Below are 20957 nucleotides of genomic sequence, written 5' to 3'. Positions count from 1 at the left end.
GTTCTGCGTACCGACCAACGGTCGGTGCCTACCTTGATGAAAGACGTACCAGCCGAAACCGGTACCGCCTGCATCAGCCCAGCAGGTGGGCGACGCCGGAGCGCTCTTCTTCCAGCTCGGCCAGGGTCTTGTCGATGTACTTCTGGCTGAAGTCGTCGATCGGCAGATCCTTGACCAGGGTGTACTTGCCGTTCTCGGTGGTCACCGCGAAGCCGAAGATCACGCCTTCCGGAATACCGTAGGAACCGTCGGACGGCACGCCCATGGTGACCCACTTGCCGTTGCTGCCCAGCACCCAGTCACGCACGTGGTCGATGGCTGCGTTGGCCGCCGAAGCCGCCGAGGACGAGCCACGGGCTTCGATGATCGCCGCGCCGCGCTTGCCCACGGTCGGGATGAAGGTGTTGGCGTTCCATTCCTGGTCATTGATCGCATCGGCGATCGACGCACCATCGGCGGTGGCGAAACGGTAGTCCGGGTACATGGTCGGGCTGTGGTTGCCCCACACGACCAGCTTTTCCATGCCACCGACCGGCTTGCCCAGCTTGGCCGACAGCTGGCTCAGGGCGCGGTTGTGGTCCAGGCGCAGCATGGCGGTGAAGTTTTCCGGCTTCAGGTCCGGGGCCGACTTCATGGCGATGTAGGCATTGGTGTTGGCCGGGTTGCCTACCACCAGCACCTTCACGTCACGGCTGGCGACCTTGTTCAGCGCCGCGCCCTGGGCGGTGAAGATCTTGGCGTTTTCCAGCAGCAGGTCCTTGCGCTCCATGCCCGGGCCGCGCGGACGCGCGCCAACCAGCAGGGCGATGTCAGCGTCCTTGAAGGCCACTTCGGCGTCGTCGGTACCGACCATGCCGGCCAGCAGCGGGAAAGCGCAGTCTTCCAGCTCCATCATCACGCCCTTCAGGGCGGCCTGGGCCTTGTCGACCGGCAGTTCCAGCAGCTGCAGGATGACCGGCTGGTCCTTGCCCAGCATTTCGCCGGAGGCGATGCGGAACAGCAGGGCATAACCGATCTGGCCGGCGGCGCCGGTCACGGCAACACGAACGGGTGCTTTCATGGGGGTTTCCTCTTGCTTGCAAGCGTTTGATGGAACGCCGCGGGCGTGGCCGAGCAGGCCTGGCGGGCGGCGGGGAACAGGGAAACGGCCACCGATGGGTGGCCGTTTCGAAGGGGGATCAGGCGGCGAGGAGCTTGTTCCACTCCGCGACGCGGTCGGCCTGTGCGGCGAGCACGGCGTCGGTATCGCCTTCCAGGGTGATCGAATGGATCACGTCACCCTGCTTGACCGAATCGACGATGGCCTGGCCTTCCAGGACCTTGCCGAACACGGTGTGGCGGCCGTCCAGCCAATCGGTCTTGATGTGGGTGATGAAGAACTGGCTGCCGTTGGTGTTCGGGCCGGCGTTGGCCATCGACAGCGAGCCGACTTCGTGCTTCACGCCGTTCTTCTCGTCCTCGAACTTGTAGCCCGGGCCACCGGTGCCACGACCCTGCGGGCAACCGCCCTGGATCATGAAGTCGGCGATCACGCGGTGGAAGATCAGGCCGTCATAGAAGCCGTGCTTGACCAGGTTCACGAAGTTGGCAACGGTCAGCGGCGCCTTGTCAGCGAACAGCTCGACCTTGATCGGGCCCTGGGTGGTGTCGAAAGTGGCGATGAGGGACATGAAGATCCTTGATGCAAAGGGGAATGCGTCTAGCCACCTAGTTTACACCCGCCTCATGGCGACGGCGGCTTCGACCATGGGCGCAGATCCCTGCTTCAGCCTCCGGAAGGGGGAGGCCAGACCTACGGCCCCCAGGCCCCGGCCCAGCTTGGGGGACACCCAGCTGAATGGGCACCATGACCGATGTGAAATCCGGGTTTTCGCCAATCGTCAACTTCGACGTATAATGTTGGACTTCTTTTTCCAAATCCGGCGCCGACTGGCCCCCTTTCGTATGTCCATCGAAAATCTTCGCAACATCGCCATCGTCGCCCACGTCGACCATGGCAAGACCACCCTGGTCGACCAGCTGCTGAAGCAGTCCGGCACCCTGTCCGAGCGTACCGTCCTCGCCGAGCGCGTGATGGACAGCAACGACCAGGAAAAGGAACGCGGCATCACCATCCTGGCCAAGAACACGGCCATCACCTGGGAAGACAAGAAGACCGGTATCAAGAACCGGATCAACATCGTCGACACCCCCGGACACGCCGACTTCGGCGGTGAGGTCGAGCGCGTGCTGTCGATGGTCGACACCGTGCTGATCCTCGTCGACGCGATGGACGGCCCGATGCCGCAGACCCGCTTCGTCACCCAGAAGGCCTTCGCGATGGGCTTCAAGCCGATCGTCGTGGTCAACAAGGTCGACCGCCCGGGCTCGCGTCCGGAGTGGGTGATCGACCAGGTGTTCGACCTGTTCGACAAGCTCGGCGCCACCAATGAGCAGCTCGACTTCCCGATCGTCTACGCCTCGGCCCTGAACGGCTACGCTGGCCTGGAAGACACCGTGCGCGACGGCGACATGACCCCGCTGTACGAAGCAATCATGCAGCACGCGCCGAAGCCGGAAGTCGATCCGGAAGGCCCGTTCCAGATGCGCATCAGCCAGCTGGACTACAACAACTTCGTGGGCGTGATCGGCATCGGTCGCATCCAGCGCGGCACCCTGAAGAAGAACATGCAGGTCGCGGTCATCGACCGTGAAGGCAAGAAGCGCAACGGCAAGGTGCTGCAGGTGCTGGGCTTCCTGGGCCTGGAGCGCATCGAGCAGGATTCGGCCGAGGCCGGTGACATCGTCGCCATCTCGGGCATCCAGGAGCTGACCATCTCCGACACCCTGTGCGCCCCGGACACCCCGGAAGCGCTGCCGGCACTGACCGTCGACGAGCCGACCATCTCGATGACCTTCCAGGTCAACAACTCGCCGTTCGCCGGTAACAAGGACCTGTCCGGTGGCAAGTTCCTGACCAGCCGCCAGATCAAGGACCGTCTGGACCGTGAAAAGGTCCACAACGTCGCGCTGAAGGTTGAACAGCTGGAAGATGCCGACAAGTTCCTGGTCTCCGGCCGTGGCGAACTGCACCTGTCGGTGCTGATCGAGAACATGCGTCGTGAAGGCTACGAGCTGGCCGTGTCGCGCCCGGAAGTGATCATCAAGCAGATCGACGGCCAGGCCATGGAGCCGATCGAGCAGCTGGTGGTGGACATCGAAGAAATCCACCAGGGCGGCGTGATGGAAAAGCTGGGCACCCGCAAGGGCCAGCTGAAGAACATGGAATCGGACGGCAAGGGCCGTGTGCGCCTTGAGTACCAGATCCCGGCCCGTGGCCTGATCGGTTTCCAGAACGAGTTCAAGACCCTCACCCAGGGTTCGGGCCTGCTGTTCCATGTCTTCGACCACTACGGTCCGAAGGAGCAGGGCGCGATCGCCAAGCGCATCAACGGCGTGATGATCGCCAATGCGCCGGGCGCCACGCCGGCCTACTCGCTGGGCCCGCTGCAGGAGCGCGGCAAGCTCTTCGCCGCTGAAGGCGACAACGTGTATGAAGGCCAGCTGGTCGGTATCCACTCCAAGGACAACGACCTGACCGTCAACGCGATCAAGACCAAGCCGCTGACCAACATGCGCGCTTCGGGCAAGGACGATGCGATCCAGCTGACCCCGGCGATCAAGTACTCGCTGGAACAGGCCCTGGACTTCATCGAAGACGACGAGCTGGTCGAGATCACCCCCAAGGAGATCCGCCTGCGCAAGAAGTTCCTGACCGAAAGCGACCGCAAGAAGGCTTCGCGCGGCGGCTGAGCCAGCACCCCGTGAACCAGAGCGGCTACAACCCGGATCCACACCGGCATCCGGGTCTGCACGTCATCGCCTTGCTCGAAGCGAGCAAGGCGATGCTGGCGCTGTTGGCCGCAACCGGGCTGGAAGTGCTCGGACCGCAGCCGCTGCGGCACGGCATCATGGCCCTGATCCGGCGCTTCAGCCTGGATCCGGACCATGGCACCCTGCCCTCGCTGCTGCACATGATCAGCCCCGACGCGGTGCACCTGGCCGCGGCGGGGATGATCGGTTACGGCCTGCTGCATCTGGTTGAAGCCTGGGGCCTGTGGCGTGCCAAGGCCTGGGCCTCCTGGCTGGGCTGCCTGACCGCTTCGCTGTACCTGCCGTTCGATATCTTCGCGATCATCCGCCATCCTGGCTGGCCCTCGTGGACGATCCTGGCGATCAACCTGATCGTGGTCTACGTGCTGGCCCGCGACCTGCGCAAGCGCCGCCGCTGAGCTCCGGCTACACTGGGGATTGGAGCCGACCAAGCCGCCCCATGCGCCCGTCCTTGCCGCCCCTCCTGATCTGCCTGCTCGCTGCGCTGCCTGCGCTGCTTGTCGCTGCCTGCAGCCCAGCCACGCCCAGCGCCCACGCCGCCGAACCTGCCAGCCGCAACGTGCCATTCCCCTACGCCGAAACCGATGTCGCCGACCTGCAGGCGCGGATGACCGCCGGCGAACTGGACAGCACCACCCTCACCCAGGCCTACCTGCAGCGCATCGCCGCGCTGGACCGTGCCGGCCCCCGACTGCGCGCGGTGATCGAACTCAACCCGGATGCACTGAAGGAAGCCGCCGAACGCGATCGCGAGCGTCGTGACGGTCGCCTGCGCGGCCCGCTGCACGGCATCCCAGTCGTGCTGAAGGACAACATCAACGCCGCGCCGATGGCCACCACGGCCGGCTCGCTGGCGCTGCAGGGCTTCCGCCCGGACGACGCCTATCTGGTACGTCGCCTGCGCGAGGCCGGTGCCGTGGTGCTGGGCAAGACCAACCTCAGCGAATGGGCCAATTTCCGCGGCAATGATTCGGTGTCCGGCTGGAGCGCGCGCGGCGGCCAGACCCGCAATCCCTACCGCCTCAGCCATTCGCCCTGCGGCTCCAGCAGCGGCAGCGCAGTGGCCGTAGCCGCCAACCTCGCCAGCGTGGCGATCGGCACCGAAACCGACGGCAGCATCGTCTGCCCGGCTGCGGTCAATGGCGTGGTCGGCCTGAAGCCGACGGTCGGCCTGGTCAGCCGCGACGGCATCATCCCGATTTCCTTCAGCCAGGACACCGCCGGGCCGATGACACGCAGCGTCGCCGATGCCGCCGCCGTGCTGACCGCCATTGCCGGTCGCGATGACGCCGACCCGGCCACCGCAACCATGCCCGGCCGCGCGGTCTACGACTACACCGCGCGCCTGGACCCGCAGGGCCTGCGTGGCAAGCGCATCGGCCTGCTGCAGACGCCCCTGCTGAAGTACCGCGGCATGCCGCCACTGATCGAACAGGCCACCACCGAGCTGCGCCGCGCCGGCGCAGTGGTGGTGCCGGTGGAACTGCCCAACCAGGGCGCCTGGGCCGAGGCCGAACGCAGCGTGCTGCTGTACGAGTTCAAGGCCGGCCTGGAGCGCTACCTCAGCACCCATCGCGCGCCGCTGCGCAGCCTTGCCGAACTGATCGCCTTCAACCAGGCACACAGCAAGCAGGAACTGGGCCTGTTCGGCCAGGAACTGCTGGTTGAGGCAGATGCCACCGCCGGCCTGGCCGACCCGGCCTACATCCGCGCGCGGACCGATGCGCGCCGCCTGGCCGGCCCGGAAGGCATCGATGCCGCCCTCGCCGCCCATCAGCTCGATGCACTGGTGGCACCGACCACGGGCGTGGCGTGGCCGATCCGCAGTGACGGCGACGACTTCCCTGGCGAGAGCTACAGCGTTGCCGCCGTAGCCGGCTATCCCAGCCTCAGCGTGCCGATGGGGCAGATCGATCGCCTTCCGGTCGGCCTGCTGTTCATGGGTACCGCCTGGAGCGAACCGAAGCTGATCGAGATGGCCTATGCCTACGAACAGCGCACCCGCGCACGACGGCCGCCGCACTTCGATACTGACGCGCTGATCGACGCTGGCGAGCCTTGATCGGCGTGGTAGTGCCGGCCGCTGGCCAGCAGATCCCGGGGCGCCGGCCAGCGGCCGGCACTACCGATCCGCAGGCTCCTCCGGCACGATCGCCGCCTCACCATCTTCCGCACCCGGCGACCGTACATCCGCGGTGCGTGCGCGAGGTCCTCGCGGCATGTCCAGTTCGTCTTCGTGCTGCACGCGCGCGCGCACCTGCGGCAACGACTGCGGATGCTCGCGCGCCAGGAAATCCAGCATCCGCTCTCGTACCAGGCAGCGCAGGTCGAAGGCATCACCGGAACTGCGTGCGCTGACCAGCAGGCGGACCTGGATTGCCCGTTCGCTGGTTTCGGTCACCTGGGTCACGCAGACCCGCCCATCCCACAGCGCCTCACCACGGCAGATGCGCTCCAGCTCGGTGCGGATCGCCGCGATCGGGGCGCGGTAGTCCAGCCACAGGAACGCCGTGCCGAGCAGATCGGCGCTGCGCCGCGTCCAATTCTGGAACGGGTTCTCGATGAACCAGGTCAGCGGCACCACCATGCGTCGCTCATCCCAGATGCGGACCACGACGTAGCTGCTGCCGATCTCCTCGATACGGCCCCACTCGCCTTCGACGATCACCACGTCATCCAGCCGGATCGGCTGCGTCACCGCAATCTGCAGGCCAGCGATCAGGTTGCCGAACACCGGCTTGGCCGCGATGCCGGCCACCAGGCCGATCAGGCCTGCCGATGCCAGCAGCGCGGTGCCGATCTTCTGCACCATCGGGAACGTCAGCAGTACCAGCGACGCGCCCAGCACGATGATGCCGCCCATCAGCACACGGCTGAGCACCCGCGTCTGGGTCTGGATGCGGCGCGCCTCCAGGTTGTCGGAGACATCGATGGGATGGCTGCGCAGGATCGCGCGCTCGCCCGCCGCAACGCCCCGAACCAGCAACCAGATGAAGCAGGCAGTCAAGGCGATGTGCAGCACGCGCAGCAGTTGATCGAGCGTGTGTTCCGGCAATGGCGTGGCCTGCAGCGCCGGCACCAGCAACAGCAGGGGCAGTGCAAGGGCCAGCGGCGGTCCGATCACCCGGCCAATGCGCGCGCGGCGCCGGTCACGCCCGCGCAGGCGGCGGTACAGTGCCAGTACGACCCAAGCGCCCAGGCCACCGACCACCAAAGCGGTTCCGATCGGCCACAGATACTGCTGCAGGTGTTGCCATATCACTGCGCATTCTCGCTGTCTGCATCAAGGAGCCAGCGTGGCGCATGCACCATGAGCGCGATGTCAGCCGTTCGTAAGCAGAATGTAGGCGGGGGTGTTCGGCAGGGCTGCGCCCTGCACCCGCGGTAGTGCCGGCCGCTGGCCGGCAACCTCAACAGCAACAGCAAAAGCAAAGGCCGGTTTACTGCGGGATGGCAGGGTGGGGCCGGTTGCGGGGGACGCCGTGAATCCGTCCCTGGAGGCTTGGGCGCGCCATCCATGGCGCTTACACCCCCGCAACCGGCCCCACCCCGCCTTCGACAATTTCCCGCCGCTGTTGGTGGGTGTCGACCTTGGTCGACACGTAGATCCACGCCATGCGTGGATGCTCTTCAAATTCAATTCGAAATATTCGATTCCGATGGAGATTCATCCACGCATGGCGTGAATCCTTCAGACACCGGACAACTGTCGAAGGCGGGGCGGTGTCGGATTGCGGGGTGTCCGCGGCATGGATGCCGCGGCCAAGCCTACAGGGACGTACTTGCGGCGTCCCCGCAATCCGACACCGCCCCGCCAACCCACGGATAGCCCGCTTTTGACGTTGACTTTGATGTTGACGTTGATTCGGCAGGTGCAGGGCGCAGCCCTGCCGAAACACACTTACCGCACCTGCTCCTGCTTGCGCACGATCGCCATCGCGATCTCCAGCGACTGCTCGTAGTTCAACCGCGGGTCCACCGTCGAACGATAGGCGCGCTCCAGGTCACGCTCGGTCAGCTCACGCGCGCCACCGGTGCACTCGGTCACGTCTTCGCCGGTCAGCTCCAGGTGCACGCCGCCCAGGCGCGTGCCTGCGGCCGCATGCAGATCGAACGACATCTCCACTTCGCCACGCACGTTGTCGAAGCGCCGCGTCTTGAAGCCGTTGGCGGTGCTCTCGGTGTTGCCATGCATCGCATCGCACACCCACAGCACGCGACGACCGTCGCGCTTGACCGCATCCAGCAGCGGCGGCAGCTTCTGCGCGATCTGCGACGCCCCCATGCGATGGATGAAGCTCAGGCGGCCCGGCTCGTCATGCGGATTGAGCACGTCGATCAGGCGCAGCAGCTGGTCCGGGGTTACCGACGGGCCCACCTTGATCGCAATCGGGTTGCGCACGCCACGCAGGTATTCCACGTGCGCGCCATCGAGTGCGGCCGTGCGCATGCCGATCCACGGATAGTGCGTGCTCAGGTTCAACCAGCCCTGCTGGCGCGGCACCTGGCGGGTCAGCGCCTGCTCGTAGGGCAGCAGCAACGCTTCGTGCGAGGTGTAGAAATCGATGCGGTTGAGGTTGTGCACGCGGGCCCCGGCCAGGGTCTCCATGAAGTGCACCGCATCACCGATTGACGCCACCATCTTCTGGTACTCGGCGGCCAGCGGCGAATGGCTCACCCATTCCAGGTTCCAGTACTCGGGGTGGTGCAGGTCGGCGAAACCGCCGTCGATCAGCGCACGCACGAAGTTCATGGTCATCGCCGAGTGCGCGTGGGCCTGCAGCATCCGCTTCGGATCCGGCAGCCGCGCCGCTTCGGTGAAGGCCGGCGCGTTGATGACATCACCGCGATAGCTGGGCAGGGTCACGCCATCACGGGTTTCGGTATCGGCCGAACGCGGCTTGGCGTACTGGCCGGCAAAGCGGCCGACGCGGATAACCGGCTGGCGCAGGCCGTGCACCAGCACCAGGCTCATCTGCAACAGCACCTTCAACCGGTTGGAGATGGTTCCCGACTCGCAGTCGCTGAAATTCTCGGCGCAGTCCCCGCCCTGCAGCAGGAAGCGCTTGCCCTCCTGGGCGTCGGCCAGCTGCTGCTTCAGCGCCAGGATCTCCCAGGAGGTCACCAGCGGCGGCAGCCGCTTCAGCTCGTGCAGGGCCGCGTCCAGCGCCACCGGATCGGGATAGGTCGGCATCTGCAGCGCGGTCTTGCCACGCCAGCTCTCCGGCGACCAGGCAGCGCCAGCGGCGGTCGCAGCGGGTTCGGGGACGGGCGGAACGGCGGACAGGCTCATTGCAGACTTCCGGGGTGGGGGGCCGTCATGGTCGCATCGCCAGCCGCTGCCGCAAAGGCCCAACCGGTCCGGCGCGGCCGCCTGAACGGCAGAGAAAGGCCGACGCGAGCAGCCAGATCGAGCATGGTCAGCCGCCCGGGACAAGCGCATGATTTGTTACGGAGTAACACTCTCATGTCATGGACCGGCCCCTTCCACGCCCTGCCATCACTCTTCCCATCATGAAGCCCTCGCCCCTCGCTACCGGCATCACCTTCGCCCTGGCCCTGGCCAGCCTGCCCGCCTTCGCGGCCTCCACCGATGACGACAGAACCTCGGTCAAGGACCTGGATACGGTCACCGTCAGTGCTCAGCTCGACCAGGCCCGCAACGCCCTGTCACCGGACATCGGCAGCAGCCAGTACCAGATCACCGCCGAGGACATCCAGAAGCAGCCGCTGGGCGCTTCCGCCCCGCTCAGCCAGGTGCTGCTGCAGGCCCCGGGCGTGGTCCAGGACTCCTACGGCGGCGTGCACGTGCGCGGCGACCACGCCAACCTGCAGTACCGCATCAACGGCGTACTGCTGCCCGAATCGATCTCCGGCTTCGGCCAGACCCTGGATGCGCGCACCATCAAGAGCATCCGCCTGATGGACGGCGCGCTGCCGGCGCAGTTTGGTGAGCGTACTGCTGCGGTGGTCGACATCACTACCCGCAGTGGCGCCGAGCTGGGCAACGGCGGCAGCGCCGGGCTGACCGCGGGCTCATTCGGCAAGGTCAATCCGAATGCCTCCTGGTGGGGCTCACAGGGGCGCTGGAGCTGGTTCCTGACCGGCAACTACGACCAGAACGAGGTCGGCCTGGAGAACCCGACCAACTCACGCAGGCCGCTCCACGACGACACCCACCAGGGCAAAGCGTTCGCCGACCTCACTTATCTGGTCAACGAGAACACCCGTCTGAGCGTGTTCGCCGGCTTCGCCAACAACCGTTTCCAGATTCCGGTCAACCCCGGCCAGACGCCACAGTTCGGCTACCTGGACACCACCACCTTCGACTCCAGCCAGCTGGATGAGACCCAGCGCGAGACCACCCGCTTCGGCATGCTGGTGCTGCAAGGCACGTTGGGCAGCACCGCCTACCAGCTGTCCGCCGGGCAGCGCTACAGCGATGTCGGCTTCAATCCCGACGTGGCCGGCGACCTGGTGTTCAGTGGCGTCGCCTCGCAGGTCCAGCGCAGCAACCGTGCCAACACCCTGCAGGCCGATTTCTCGACGCCACTGGGCGACAACCACACCCTGCGCTACGGCCTGTACGGCAACTACGAGAACGCGCGGGCCAGCAACGACAGCTGGGTGTTCCCGGTCGGCGCCGACGGCCAGCAGTCCAGCACCACGCCACGGCTGATTCCCGATCGCAGCGCGTTCCACGCCAGCACGCTGGCGCTGTACGTGCAGGACGAATGGAAGATCGGCGACGACTGGACCGTGAACTACGGGCTGCGTGGCGACCACTACAAGGCCTTTGGCCACACCGAGGGCCAGCTCAGCCCACGCGTGGGTGTGGTCTGGAATGCCAGCAGCAGCACCACCGTGCACGCCGGCTACTCGCGCTACTTCACGCCACCGGCCAGTGAACTGATCGCCAGCAGCGACATCGCCCTGTACGACGGCACCAGCAACCAGCAGTCCAGCGCAGGCGACAGCACGCCACTGGCCGAACGCAGCGACTACTACGACATCGGCGTCTCCCAGCAGCTGGGCGAGCACCTGACCCTGGGCCTGGATGCGTACGACCGCCGCGTCTCGCGCCTGCAGGATGAAGGCCAGTTCGGCGCCGCGTACATCTATTCGACATTCAACTACCGCCGCGGCCACATCCGTGGCCTGGAGTTCAGTGCCGACTACAGCAACGGCCCGTTCAGCGCCTACGTCAATGCCGCCCTGAGCAAGGCGATCGGCACCGACGTCATCACCGGTCAGTACAACCTCGATCCCGAGGCGCTGGCCTACGTGGCCAACCACTGGATCCACCTGGACCACGACCAGAAGCTGACGTCGTCAGGCGGCTTCAGCTACGCCTTCGCCGGCCACAACCGGATCGGTGCCAACTACGTGTTCGGCAGCGGGTTGCGTTCGGATGTCGAGGGCGTCCCCAACGGTGGAGAGCTGCCGTCATACCTGCAGGTGAACCTCAGTGCAGGACATGACTTCAATGCCGACAGCGGCCATCCGCTGCACGTGCAGCTGGCGGTGATCAACGCACTGGACCGCAGCTACCAGCTGCGCGATGGCGGTGGCGTGGGCGTCTTCGCACCACAGTGGGGGCCGCGCCGCGGCGCCTACCTGAGCCTGCAGCAGGACTTCTGAGGTAGTGCCGGCCGCTGGCCGGCATTCCCACGGTGTGCCGGCCAGCGGCCGGCACTAACCTGCTTTCAGCGCTTGACCTTGCGCAGCGACACCACCAGTGCCCACAGCGCCAGCAGCACGAACCACACGCCCGACCACATCGGCATGGTCAGGCCCAGGAAGGTCCAGTCGATGTTGCCGCAGTTGCCGGTACCCGTCAGCACCGTGCGGAACACTTCCAGCGGCCCCATGGTCTCGCTCAGAAAGCTCAGCGGCGGGCCACAGGTGGCGCCCATTTCCGGCGGCAGCATCTGCACGTAGACGTGGCGGGCAGCGATGCCGACGCCCACCGCCGCGGCAATGAAAGCCAGCACGCCATAGGTCGCGCGGCCAGCGCGGTTGGACGGCCCGTGGAGTGCACCGATCAGGAACAGCAGGCCGAGTGCGGCGAACGCCAGGCGTTGGAAGATGCACAGCGGACACGGCTCCAGCCCCATCTTCAGCTGCAGGAAGATCGCGTAGCCAAGCAGGCCCGCGCAGATCAGGAAGCCCAGGAAGAACTGGGCGCGGAAGGGCCAGCGCAATGGATTCATCGTCAACGCTCAAACGGATCAGGCGCCAAGCGTAACCGAGAGTGCGCGCCATTCGAACCGCTGCAGGTGACGCCTGTCGGAACGGTATGGGTCAGACGCTCTTTGCGAGCGCAAAGGGCCTGGACCCGCTGTGCTACGGGCATGGGGTCAGAGCCCTTTCCTGCGGAAAGGGATCCGCCCCCTGGAAGAGATCCGACCCCTGGAAACGCAAAAGCCCGGCAGAGGCCGGGCTTTCGCTGTGTCGCGTTGGAGCGGTCCGATTACTCGGCCACTGCCTCGGCCACGACCGGACGGTCAACCAGCTCGACGTAGGCCATCGGCGCGTTGTCGCCGGCGCGGAAGCCGCACTTCAGCAGGCGCAGGTAGCCGCCCGGACGGTTCGCGTAGCGCGGGCCCAGGATGGTGAACAGGTTGCCCACGGCTTCGTTGTCGCGCAGACGGGCGAAGGCCAGACGGCGGTTGGCGACGGAGTCGACCTTGGCCAGGGTGATCAGCGGCTCGGCAACGCGGCGCAGTTCCTTGGCCTTCGGCAGGGTGGTCTTGATCAGCTCGTGCTTGAACAGCGAGGCGGCCATGTTCTTGAACATCGCTTCGCGGTGGGCGCTGGTACGGCTGAACTTACGGCCAGACTTCTGGTGACGCATGGTGATATTCCTTGGTTAATGATGTGGCTGTGCGGATCGTTGTCGCCTTCATGGCGTTGCTGCGCGGACTGCGGTTGGTCCTGGCCATCCATCCTGGACGACCTGCCCGCGAACCTTCGTTCGTCGTGGCGGTGTTGCCTGGGTGCAATGGCCCCGTCGTTGCCGACGGGGCCATGCGGTCTTGCAGAAAGGCGTTATCAGCCCAGCATGCCGTGGCTGGCGACGCCGGCCGGCGGCCAGTTCTCCAGCTTCATGCCAAGCGACAGGCCACGCTGGGCCAGCACTTCCTTGATTTCGGTGAGCGACTTCTTGCCCAGGTTCGGGGTCTTCAGCAGCTCCACTTCGGTCTTCTGGATCAGATCGCCGATGTAGTAGATGCTTTCGGCCTTCAGGCAGTTGGCCGAACGCACGGTCAGCTCCAGATCGTCGATCGGGCGCAGCAGCACCGGATCCACGCCGTTGTTGGCCGGCTTCGCCGCACCGCGGTCGCGGTGGGTGAAGTCACCGAACACCGACAGCTGGTCGCTGAGGATGTCGGCGGCGGTGCGCACGGCTTCCTCGGCATCGATGGTGCCGTTGGTCTCGATATCGATGACCAGCTTGTCCAGGTCGGTACGCTGCTCGACGCGGGCCGCTTCCACGGCATAGGCGACGCGGCGGACCGGCGAGAACGAGGCATCCAGGACCAGACGGCCGATGGCACGGGTTTCTTCGTCCGGACGACGACGCGCGGCAGCCGGCTGGTAGCCGAAACCACGTTCGATCTTCAGACGCATGTTGACTGCCGTGTCCTTGGTCAGGTGGCAGATGACATGGTCGCCGTTCAGGATCTCCACATTGTGGTCGACCTTGATATCGGCAGCGGTGACAACGCCCGGGCCCTGCTTGGACAGGGACAGGGTGGCGCTGTCGCCGGAGTGCATACGGATGGCCACGTCCTTCAGGTTCAGCAGGACTTCGAGCACGTCCTCCTGCAGACCTTCGACCGTGGTGTACTCATGCAACACGCCGTCGATTTCGACTTCCGTGATGGCGAAGCCCGGGATGGACGACAGCAGCACGCGACGCAGGGCATTACCCAGCGTATGCCCGTAACCCCGCTCCAAAGGTTCGATAACGACCTTTGCACGGGTGTCGGTAAGGCGTTCGATCTGCGGACCGCGAGGACGCAGAACCTGGTTGGCGGTAACCGTCATGTTGCGGGTTCTCCTAGTGAACCCCCGGCCGTCGCCGGGGGCTCTCCAATGTGAATTACTTCGAATACAGCTCGACGATCAGCGCTTCGTTGATGTCCGCAGGCAGATCCGAACGATCCGGAACAGCCTTGAAGATGCCGGTGAACTTACCGGAATCCACTTCAACCCACGACGGGCTCAGGTCATGCTGGGCGGCGACGGTCAGGGCTTCCTGGACGCGCAGCTGCTTGGCAGCCTTTTCAGACAGGGCGATGGCGTCGCCAGCCTTGACCTGGTACGAAGCCAGGTTGACCGACTTGCCATTCACGGTGACGCCGCGGTGCGACACCAGCTGACGGGCAGCCGGACGGGTCACGGCGAAGCCCATGCGGTAGACGACGTTGTCCAGGCGGGTTTCCAGCAGCTGCAGGAGGTTCTCGCCGGTGTTGCCCTTCTTGGTCGAGGCCTTCTTGTAGTAGTTGCGGAACTGACGCTCCAGCAGGCCGTAGATACGCTTGACCTTCTGCTTTTCACGCAGCTGGGTGGCGTAGTCGGACAGCTTGCCCTTGCGGGCAGTGGCGCCGTGCTGGCCGGGCTTCTGCTCCAGCTTGCACTTGGAGTCCAGCGCACGCGCCGGGCTCTTCAGGGACAGGTCGGCGCCTTCGCGACGGGCGAGCTTACAGGTAGGACCGATATAACGAGCCATTTCTTATCGCTCCCTTTAGACGCGACGCTTCTTCGGCGGACGGCACCCGTTGTGCGGGATGGGCGTCACGTCGATGATGTTGGTGATCTTGTAGCCGACGTTGTTCAACGAACGCACGGCCGACTCACGGCCCGGACCCGGACCCTTGATGCGGACTTCCAGCGACTTCACGCCGTAGTCCAGCGCAGCACGACCGGCCTTTTCGGCAGCCACCTGGGCAGCGAACGGGGTCGACTTGCGCGAACCGCGGAAGCCAGCGCCACCGGAGGTCGCCCACGACAGAGCATTGCCCTGGCGGTCGGTGATGGTCACGATGGTGTTGTTGAACGAAGCGTGGACGTGGGCGACGCCGTCGGTGACGACGCGCTTGATCTTCTTCTTGGTTTTAGCAGCGGGCTTAGCCATTTATAGGTCCCTTACTTCCTGATCGCCTTGCGCGGGCCCTTGCGGGTGCGGGCGTTGGTACGGGTGCGCTGGCCACGCAGCGGCAGGCCGCGACGGTGACGCAGGCCGCGGTAGCAGCCCAGGTCCATCAGGCGCTTGATCGCGATGCCGATTTCACGGCGCAGATCGCCTTCCACGATGTACTTGCCGACTTCGGCGCGCAGGCGCTCGATTTCCGGCTCCGACAGATCGCGGATCTTGGTGGTCGAAGCAACGCCTGCGACTTCGCAGACCTTCTTCGAACGGGTACGGCCGATGCCGTAAATGCTTTGCAACCCGACCCAGACGTGCTTCTGGGCTGGCAGGTTGACGCCTGCAATACGCGCCATGACGCGGTTCTCCAGCTGAGTGATGGCCGACAGCGCGCCTCGGGCACGCCAATCCGGCAGGATGGATCAAAAAAGTGAACTAGCGATACTAACAAGGTTCCGGTTTACATGGAAGCCCGTGAAACCATTGGTTTCATGAACCCGGCCTGGGGAGTGTGCCCAGGCTCCGGCGCCGGATGGGGTTGATCCTGGGGTTTCCCCCGGGGTCGCCCGCGCTACTCCAGCGCGGGACCACCTCATCACACCCCCACCCGGAACCGCTGCGGGGGCCGCCCTTCGTTTGTGTGGCCGGAGTCCGCGAAGCGGAGGGACCATCACGTCAGGAAGACGAAAGTATAACAGGCCAATCAGCCGCGGGCAAAACCGCCGCGGTTGCCGCCCTTCAGGTTGGCCTTCTTCAACAGGCTCTCGTACTGGTGCGACATCAGGTGCGCCTGCACCTGGGCAATGAAGTCCATCACCACCACCACCACGATCAGCAGCGACGTGCCGCCGAAGTAGAACGAGGCGTTCAGCTGCGTGCGCATCAGTTCCGGCAGCAGGCAGACGATCACCAGGTAAGCCGAGCCGGCCGCGGTCAGGCGGGTCAGCACGCCATCGATGTAATCAGCAGTGGCCTTGCCCGGACGGATGCCCGGAATCAGCGCACCCGACTTCTTCAGGTTGTCGGCGGTTTCCTGCGAGTTGAACACCAGCGCGGTGTAGAAGAACGCGAAACCGGTGATCAGCGCGGCGAACACGATCATGTGCAGCGGCTCGCCCGGACCGAGGGCGTTGGCCACCTTCTGCAGGATCTGGCCGGTGCTGCTCTGGTTCGCAGCCTGGCCGGACCACATCGCCAGGGTGGCCGGGAAGGCCAGCAGGCTCGAGGCGAAGATCGCCGGGATGACGCCGGCCATGTTGAGCTTCAGCGGCAGGAACGAGGTCTGGTTCATGTACGCGTTGCGACCGCCCTGGCGGCGCGCGTAGTTCACCGTGATCCGGCGCTGGCCACGCTCGACGAACACCACGAAGAAGGTGAAGGCGAGCACGACGATGGCGATCAGCAGCAGCTGGATGAACTGGATGTTGCCGTCGCGGTAGGCGTCGAAGGTGTGGATGACCGCACCCGGCAGGCCGGCCACGATACCGGCGAAGATGATCAGCGACACGCCGTTGCCGATGCCGCGCTCGGTGACCTGCTCACCGACCCACATCAGGAACATGGTGCCGGCGGTCAGCGCGACCACGGCGGTGAGCACGAAGCCCATGCCTGGTGCGTACACGACCGGAGCGCCCGACGGCGAGACCTGGCCCTGCAGGGCCAGCGCGATCGAACCGCCCTGCACCACTGCCAGCAGCACGGCGCCGATGCGCGAATACTGGGTGATCTTGCGGCGACCGGACTCACCTTCCTTCTGCATCGCCTTCAGGGCGGGGAAGATGTGCACGGCCAACTGCATCACGATCGATGCCGAGATGTACGGCATCACGTTCAGCGCGAAGATGCTGAAACGGTGCAGGGCGCCGCCCGAGAACATGTTGAACATGTCCACGATGCCGCCGCCCTGCTGTTGCATCATGGCAAGCATGGCATCGGGATTGACGCCCGGCACCGGCACATAGCAGCCGATGCGATAGACGATCAAAGCCCCGACGACGAACAGCAAACGTTGGCGAAGTTCAGTGAACTTGCCCATTCCGCCCGCGAGGTTACCGATGCCAGCTTGCGCCATGATTTTCTTACTCCGTTACGCTGCCGCCGGCAGCTTCGATCGCGGCCTTGGCACCAGCCGTGGCAGCGATACCCTTCAGGGTGAACGCCTTGGTCACTTCGCCCTTGACGACGACCTTGGCCTTCTTTGCAGTGCTCGGGACCAGCTTGGCAGCACGCAGGGCGGCGAAGTCGATCTCACCGGCCGGCAGCTTGTCCAGCGCGTACAGCAGCACTTCAGCGGTGTCCTTGGCGATCGGCGAACGGAAGCCGATCTTCGGCAGACGACGCTGCATGGGGGTCTGGCCGCCTTCGAAGCCAGCCTTGATCTTGCCGCCACCCTTACGGGCGAACGAACCCTTGTGGCCGCGGCCGGCAGTCTTGCCCAGGCCCGAGCCGATACCGCGACCGACGCGGGTGCGCTCGGTGCGGGCGCCCGGTGCCGGGCTCAGTTCATTGAGACGCAGAGTCATGATCGATTACTCCTCAACCTTGACGAGGTAGTGAACGGTGTTGATCAGGCCGCGAACCTGCGGGCTGTCCTTCAGTTCACGCACATCGTTCAGCTTGTTCAGGCCCAGAGCACGCACCGACAGGCGGTGACGCGACTGAGCACCACGCAGGCCACGCACCAGGCGCACCTTCACAGTCTTGTTGGACTCATTAGCCATGGTTGAGTTCCTCCACCTTCTTGCCGCGCTTGGCCGCGATGCGAGCCGGCGACTGCGCAGCAGACAGGCCCTTCACGGTGGCACGCACCAGGTTGATCGGGTTGCGCGAACCGGTGGCCTTGGCCAGCACGTTCTTCACGCCAACCGCTTCCAGCACGGCGCGCATGGCACCGCCGGCGATGACGCCGGTACCTTCGGAAGCCGGCTGCATGAACACGCGGGCTGCGCCGTGACCATCCTTGATGGTGTGCCACAGGGTGCCGTTGTTCAGGTCAACGCTGACCAGGTTCTTGCGAGCCTGCTCCATCGACTTCTGGATGGCGACCGGCACTTCGCGGGCCTTGCCATAACCGAAACCGACCTTGCCTTCGCCGTCGCCGACAACAGTCAGGGCGGTGAAGGTGAACTGGCGGCCACCCTTGACGGTCTTGCTGACGCGGTTGACCGCGACCAGCTTTTCGATCATGCCGTCGTCGACTTTCTCTTCGCGGTTACGGTCGCGATCGCGACCCCGCTGCTGACGTTCTTCTGCCATCTTGATTCCTTGGTTGTTTGGGTATGTACGGCTCGAGGCCGCTTATGGTTGTGGAGTGACGCGTTGACCCGGTGGGCCGCTGCAGAAGAGCGGCGCCGTCCAGCCTCACTCAGGCTGGCGAGCAGGCGGGCAGGAGACCAGAGGTCCCCTGCCCTTGTCCCTTAGAACTGCAGGCCGGCTTCGCGGGCGGCTTCTGCCAGGGCCTTGATGCGGCCGTGGTAGCGGTAGCCCGAACGATCGAAGGCAACCTTCTCGACGCCGGCGGCCTTGGCGCGCTCGGCAACGATACGGCCAACCTTGGCAGCAGCATCAGCGTTCTTGCCGTTCTTCAGGCCGTCCTTGATGTCGGCCTGGGTGGTGTTGGCAGCAGCCAGCACCTTGGAGCCGTCGGCGGTGAAGACCTGGGCGTACAGGTGCTGACCGGTGCGCAGCACCGACAGGCGGGCGACACCGAGCTCACGGATGTGGGCGCGGGTCGACTTGGCGCGACGCAGGCGGGCGATGTTCTTGTTCATTTTGATTATTCCTTGAAAGCTGAAGGATGGGCTTTTCCCTGAGGAGTCCGCACAGGGATGTGCGGGCTCTTGCGAGGGACTCGCACTTACGCCTTCTTGGCTTCCTTACGGATGATGACTTCGTCGGAGTACTTCACGCCCTTGCCCTTGTACGGTTCCGGCTTGCGGAACGCACGGATCTTGGCGGCGACTTCACCGACGACCTGCTTGTCAGCGCCCTGCACCAGGATTTCGGTCTGGGTCGGGGTGGTGATGGTGATGCCTTCCGGCGCCACGAACACGATCGGGTGCGAGAAGCCCAGCGACAGGCTGAGGTCCTTGCCCTGCATGGCGGCACGGTAACCCACGCCGACCAGCTCCAGCTTGCGCTCGAAGCCTTCGGAAACACCCTTGACCATGTTGGACAGGATGGCGCGGACGGTACCGGTCAGCGGGATCAGATCGACGCTTTCGGTGCTCAGGGTGGCAACGCCGTTCTCGACGTTGATGGCAATACCAGCCGGCTTGGCCAGCGACAGGGTGCCCTTCGGGCCCTTGGCGGTGACGTTGTCGTTCTGGACGTTCAGTTCAACCTTACCCAGGTCGATCGGCTTCTTGGCTACGCGGGACATAGTTCTACTCCTTTCGCCTTAGGCCACGAAGCACAGGACTTCGCCGCCGACGCCCAGCTGGCGCGCCTGCGCATCAGTCATGATGCCCTTGGAGGTGGAAATGATGGAGATACCCAGGCCGTTCATGACCTTCGGCAGCTCGCTCTTGCCGCGGTACTGGCGCAGGCCCGAACGCGAGAAGCGCTTCAGGGTCGCGATGACCGGCTTGCCTTCGAAATACTTCAGCACGATTTCCAGCTCGGACTTGTTGTTCTCGAGCGCGGTCACGCGCAGGTCAGTGATGTAACCCTCGTCCTTCAGGACCTGGGCGATCGCAACCTTGATCTTGGACGACGGGGCTTTCACCGTCTGCTTGCCAACCGCGGCCGCATTCTTGATGCGGACCAGCAGGTCGGCGATGGGATCAGTCATGCTCATATGAGTACCTTTGAGTGCACCGATATCCGCTTTCGCGAAAATCTGTTGTCTCCTGGAAACGGGCCAGGTCCCTTCATGCAGTGGGCCGGAAGCCCACCCCTACATCCCCGTTTGCGCAGGGCAAGACGCGGGAGTATACGCCAAAAGAGCCCGACTTGCGTCGGGCTCTTCGGTTTTTTCGCAGAGGGAAAGCTGAACGCCCTGCCCTCCCGGCTCAGGAGCCCCCGAGGGGGCCCCTGATCGCAGGACCGGCTGGGATTACCAGCTGGCCTTGCGCAGGCCCGGAACGTCGCCACGCATGGTGGCTTCGCGCAGCTTGTTGCGACCCAGGCCGAACTTGCTGTACACGCCACGCGGGCGGCCAGACAGTTCGCAACGGCTGCGGTGGCGGCTCGGCGACGAATCGCGCGGCAGCTTCGACAGCTTGGTGGCGGCCTCGATCTTCTCTTCGTAGGTCGCGTCCTGCGAGGACACGATCTTCTTCAGAGCCGCACGCTTGACAGCGTACTTTTCAGCCAGCTTCTTCCGCTTGATGTCGCGGTTGACCATGGAGGTCTTTGCCATTTCGGTTTCCTCGACGGATCAGTTACGGAACGGGAACTTGAACGCTGCCAGCAGCGCCTTCGCTTCCGCGTCGGTCTTCGCAGTGGTGGTGATGGCGATATCCATGCCGCGGATCGCGTCGACAGCGTCGAAGTCGATTTCCGGGAAGATGATCTGTTCCTTCACACCCATGTTGAAGTTGCCGCGACCGTCGAAGGAACGACCGGAAACACCACGGAAGTCGCGCACGCGCGGCAGCGAGATGTTGATCAGGCGGTCCAGGAACTCGTACATCTTGTGGCGACGCAGCGTGGTCTTGCAGCCGATCGGCCAACCATCACGGATCTTGAACGACGCAACCGAGATACGCGACTTGGTGACAACCGGCTTCTGGCCGGAAATCTTGGTCATGTCGCCGACGGCGTTTTCCAGGATCTTCTTGTTGGTGGCCGCTTCGCCGACACCCATGTTCAGGGTGACCTTGACCAGCTTCGGCACTTCCATCGGATTGGTGTAGCCGAACTGCTTCATCAGCGCCGGCACCACTTCTTCCTTGTAAAACTTTTCGAGACGGGAAGTCATCTTCAC

23 protein-coding genes are annotated in these 20957 nt (G+C 64.8%); 4 read left to right on the top strand and 19 right to left on the bottom strand.

The window, feature by feature from the left end; genetic code table 11:
- Positions 1–73: 73 nt before the first annotated feature.
- Both AC13GA_RS02390 and AC13GA_RS02385 read right to left on the bottom strand, forming a co-directional pair.
- Entirely contained in the window at positions 74–1060 is a 987-nt protein-coding gene (locus AC13GA_RS02390; RefSeq protein ID WP_136639360.1) for a malate dehydrogenase, read from the bottom strand.
- Positions 1061–1178: 118 nt separating this feature from the next.
- Positions 1179–1670 (bottom strand): peptidylprolyl isomerase, encoded by a 492-nt coding sequence (locus AC13GA_RS02385; RefSeq protein ID WP_136639359.1) that lies wholly within the window; start codon positions 1668–1670, stop codon positions 1179–1181.
- 274 nt (positions 1671–1944) lie between these two features.
- Between AC13GA_RS02385 and typA the strand changes: the two genes are divergently transcribed.
- The 3 genes from typA to AC13GA_RS02370 are packed head-to-tail and all read left to right on the top strand — an operon-like array spanning position 1945 to position 5935.
- Complete coding sequence (typA, locus tag AC13GA_RS02380; RefSeq protein ID WP_012510162.1) at positions 1945–3792, top strand: translational GTPase TypA; 1848 nt, start codon at positions 1945–1947, stop codon at positions 3790–3792.
- 11 nt (positions 3793–3803) lie between these two features.
- Complete coding sequence (locus AC13GA_RS02375; RefSeq protein WP_012510161.1) at positions 3804–4271, top strand: DUF2127 domain-containing protein; 468 nt, start codon at positions 3804–3806, stop codon at positions 4269–4271.
- 41 nt (positions 4272–4312) lie between these two features.
- The gene (locus AC13GA_RS02370) at positions 4313–5935 is read left to right on the top strand and encodes an amidase (RefSeq protein WP_136639358.1); all 1623 of its coding nucleotides are present in this window, start codon (positions 4313–4315) and stop codon (positions 5933–5935) included.
- 60 nt (positions 5936–5995) lie between these two features.
- Here the strand turns inward: AC13GA_RS02370 and AC13GA_RS02365 are convergent, their stop codons facing one another.
- Together AC13GA_RS02365 and AC13GA_RS02360 are read right to left on the bottom strand one after the other, a co-directional pair.
- Positions 5996–7135: a mechanosensitive ion channel family protein gene (locus AC13GA_RS02365; RefSeq protein ID WP_136639357.1), complete on the bottom strand. Its 1140-nt coding sequence runs from the start codon at positions 7133–7135 to the stop codon at positions 5996–5998.
- A 639-nt stretch (positions 7136–7774) separates the two neighbouring features.
- A complete protein-coding gene (locus tag AC13GA_RS02360; RefSeq protein WP_253079251.1) occupies positions 7775–9166 on the bottom strand; it encodes a class II 3-deoxy-7-phosphoheptulonate synthase in 1392 nt (463 codons plus the stop codon).
- A gap of 221 nt (positions 9167–9387) precedes the next feature.
- Between AC13GA_RS02360 and AC13GA_RS02355 the strand changes: the two genes are divergently transcribed.
- The gene (locus tag AC13GA_RS02355) at positions 9388–11514 is read left to right on the top strand and encodes a TonB-dependent receptor (protein WP_426354271.1); all 2127 of its coding nucleotides are present in this window, start codon (positions 9388–9390) and stop codon (positions 11512–11514) included.
- A gap of 65 nt (positions 11515–11579) precedes the next feature.
- On the opposite strand, the gene AC13GA_RS02350 is transcribed toward AC13GA_RS02355, so the two are convergent.
- The 15 genes from AC13GA_RS02350 to rplE all read right to left on the bottom strand — a co-directional run bounded on the left by AC13GA_RS02350 (position 11580) and on the right by rplE (position 20951).
- Complete coding sequence (locus tag AC13GA_RS02350; protein ID WP_046983713.1) at positions 11580–12086, bottom strand: disulfide bond formation protein B; 507 nt, start codon at positions 12084–12086, stop codon at positions 11580–11582.
- A 260-nt stretch (positions 12087–12346) separates the two neighbouring features.
- Positions 12347–12730: a 50S ribosomal protein L17 gene (gene rplQ, locus AC13GA_RS02345; protein ID WP_004145464.1), complete on the bottom strand. Its 384-nt coding sequence runs from the start codon at positions 12728–12730 to the stop codon at positions 12347–12349.
- A gap of 197 nt (positions 12731–12927) precedes the next feature.
- On the bottom strand, positions 12928–13926 hold the full coding sequence (locus AC13GA_RS02340; RefSeq protein WP_004145453.1) for a DNA-directed RNA polymerase subunit alpha: 999 nt from the start codon (positions 13924–13926) through the stop codon (positions 12928–12930).
- Between the two features lie 55 nt (positions 13927–13981).
- Positions 13982–14611, bottom strand: a complete 630-nt coding sequence (gene rpsD, locus AC13GA_RS02335) for a 30S ribosomal protein S4 (RefSeq protein ID WP_004145446.1) — start codon at positions 14609–14611, stop codon at positions 13982–13984.
- A 15-nt stretch (positions 14612–14626) separates the two neighbouring features.
- The gene (rpsK, locus tag AC13GA_RS02330; protein WP_004145443.1) at positions 14627–15016 is read right to left on the bottom strand and encodes a 30S ribosomal protein S11; all 390 of its coding nucleotides are present in this window, start codon (positions 15014–15016) and stop codon (positions 14627–14629) included.
- 11 nt (positions 15017–15027) lie between these two features.
- Positions 15028–15384: a 30S ribosomal protein S13 gene (rpsM, locus tag AC13GA_RS02325; RefSeq protein ID WP_004145437.1), complete on the bottom strand. Its 357-nt coding sequence runs from the start codon at positions 15382–15384 to the stop codon at positions 15028–15030.
- 347 nt (positions 15385–15731) lie between these two features.
- Positions 15732–17099 (bottom strand): preprotein translocase subunit SecY, encoded by a 1368-nt coding sequence (gene secY, locus AC13GA_RS02320; RefSeq protein WP_004145436.1) that lies wholly within the window; start codon positions 17097–17099, stop codon positions 15732–15734.
- 7 nt (positions 17100–17106) lie between these two features.
- The gene (rplO, locus tag AC13GA_RS02315) at positions 17107–17550 is read right to left on the bottom strand and encodes a 50S ribosomal protein L15 (protein WP_004154498.1); all 444 of its coding nucleotides are present in this window, start codon (positions 17548–17550) and stop codon (positions 17107–17109) included.
- 6 nt (positions 17551–17556) lie between these two features.
- On the bottom strand, positions 17557–17748 hold the full coding sequence (gene rpmD, locus AC13GA_RS02310) for a 50S ribosomal protein L30 (protein WP_004145412.1): 192 nt from the start codon (positions 17746–17748) through the stop codon (positions 17557–17559).
- The gene (rpsE, locus tag AC13GA_RS02305) at positions 17741–18283 is read right to left on the bottom strand and encodes a 30S ribosomal protein S5 (protein ID WP_004145411.1); all 543 of its coding nucleotides are present in this window, start codon (positions 18281–18283) and stop codon (positions 17741–17743) included. Before rpsE ends, rpmD begins: the two co-directional genes overlap by 8 nt.
- Before the next feature lie 161 nt (positions 18284–18444).
- Positions 18445–18804: a 50S ribosomal protein L18 gene (gene rplR, locus AC13GA_RS02300; RefSeq protein WP_174238316.1), complete on the bottom strand. Its 360-nt coding sequence runs from the start codon at positions 18802–18804 to the stop codon at positions 18445–18447.
- Between the two features lie 80 nt (positions 18805–18884).
- On the bottom strand, positions 18885–19409 hold the full coding sequence (gene rplF, locus AC13GA_RS02295; RefSeq protein ID WP_004145389.1) for a 50S ribosomal protein L6: 525 nt from the start codon (positions 19407–19409) through the stop codon (positions 18885–18887).
- A gap of 18 nt (positions 19410–19427) precedes the next feature.
- Positions 19428–19826: a 30S ribosomal protein S8 gene (gene rpsH / locus AC13GA_RS02290; protein WP_004145387.1), complete on the bottom strand. Its 399-nt coding sequence runs from the start codon at positions 19824–19826 to the stop codon at positions 19428–19430.
- A 258-nt stretch (positions 19827–20084) separates the two neighbouring features.
- Positions 20085–20390 carry a 30S ribosomal protein S14 gene (rpsN, locus tag AC13GA_RS02285; protein WP_004145363.1) on the bottom strand — a complete coding sequence of 102 codons (306 nt, stop codon included), beginning with the start codon at positions 20388–20390 and terminating at the stop codon, positions 20085–20087.
- 18 nt (positions 20391–20408) lie between these two features.
- A complete protein-coding gene (gene rplE / locus AC13GA_RS02280) occupies positions 20409–20951 on the bottom strand; it encodes a 50S ribosomal protein L5 (protein ID WP_004145361.1) in 543 nt (180 codons plus the stop codon).
- Positions 20952–20957 lie beyond the last annotated feature (6 nt).

The sequence above is a fragment of the Stenotrophomonas sp. 22DLJC03 genome (assembly GCF_056861405.1).
This window is presented reverse-complemented; position numbering and strand designations above follow the sequence as displayed.

Excerpts from the sequence above, each read along its gene's own strand:
- rpsD (WP_004145446.1), bottom strand. The coding sequence starts at position 14,611 with ATGGCTCGTTATATCGGTCCTACCTGTAAGCTCGCCCGTCGCGAAGGC.
- AC13GA_RS02390 (WP_136639360.1), bottom strand. The coding sequence starts at position 1,060 with ATGAAAGCACCCGTTCGTGTTGCCGTGACCGGCGCCGCCGGCCAGATC.
- rplE (WP_004145361.1), bottom strand. The coding sequence starts at position 20,951 with ATGACTTCCCGTCTCGAAAAGTTTTACAAGGAAGAAGTGGTGCCGGCG.
- typA (WP_012510162.1), top strand. The coding sequence starts at position 1,945 with ATGTCCATCGAAAATCTTCGCAACATCGCCATCGTCGCCCACGTCGAC.
- AC13GA_RS02385 (WP_136639359.1), bottom strand. The coding sequence starts at position 1,670 with ATGTCCCTCATCGCCACTTTCGACACCACCCAGGGCCCGATCAAGGTC.
- AC13GA_RS02355 (WP_426354271.1), top strand. The coding sequence starts at position 9,388 with ATGAAGCCCTCGCCCCTCGCTACCGGCATCACCTTCGCCCTGGCCCTG.
- rpsH (WP_004145387.1), bottom strand. The coding sequence starts at position 19,826 with ATGAGCATGACTGATCCCATCGCCGACCTGCTGGTCCGCATCAAGAAT.
- rpsE (WP_004145411.1), bottom strand. The coding sequence starts at position 18,283 with ATGGCAGAAGAACGTCAGCAGCGGGGTCGCGATCGCGACCGTAACCGC.
- rpsK (WP_004145443.1), bottom strand. The coding sequence starts at position 15,016 with ATGGCTAAGCCCGCTGCTAAAACCAAGAAGAAGATCAAGCGCGTCGTC.
- rplO (WP_004154498.1), bottom strand. The coding sequence starts at position 17,550 with ATGACTCTGCGTCTCAATGAACTGAGCCCGGCACCGGGCGCCCGCACC.
- rplF (WP_004145389.1), bottom strand. The coding sequence starts at position 19,409 with ATGTCCCGCGTAGCCAAGAAGCCGATCGACCTGGGTAAGGTTGAACTG.
- AC13GA_RS02360 (WP_253079251.1), bottom strand. The coding sequence starts at position 9,166 with ATGAGCCTGTCCGCCGTTCCGCCCGTCCCCGAACCCGCTGCGACCGCC.
- AC13GA_RS02370 (WP_136639358.1), top strand. The coding sequence starts at position 4,313 with ATGCGCCCGTCCTTGCCGCCCCTCCTGATCTGCCTGCTCGCTGCGCTG.
- rpsN (WP_004145363.1), bottom strand. The coding sequence starts at position 20,390 with ATGGCAAAGACCTCCATGGTCAACCGCGACATCAAGCGGAAGAAGCTG.
- rpmD (WP_004145412.1), bottom strand. The coding sequence starts at position 17,748 with ATGGCTAATGAGTCCAACAAGACTGTGAAGGTGCGCCTGGTGCGTGGC.
- rpsM (WP_004145437.1), bottom strand. The coding sequence starts at position 15,384 with ATGGCGCGTATTGCAGGCGTCAACCTGCCAGCCCAGAAGCACGTCTGG.
- secY (WP_004145436.1), bottom strand. The coding sequence starts at position 17,099 with ATGGCGCAAGCTGGCATCGGTAACCTCGCGGGCGGAATGGGCAAGTTC.
- rplQ (WP_004145464.1), bottom strand. The coding sequence starts at position 12,730 with ATGCGTCACCAGAAGTCTGGCCGTAAGTTCAGCCGTACCAGCGCCCAC.
- AC13GA_RS02340 (WP_004145453.1), bottom strand. The coding sequence starts at position 13,926 with ATGACGGTTACCGCCAACCAGGTTCTGCGTCCTCGCGGTCCGCAGATC.
- AC13GA_RS02350 (WP_046983713.1), bottom strand. The coding sequence starts at position 12,086 with ATGAATCCATTGCGCTGGCCCTTCCGCGCCCAGTTCTTCCTGGGCTTC.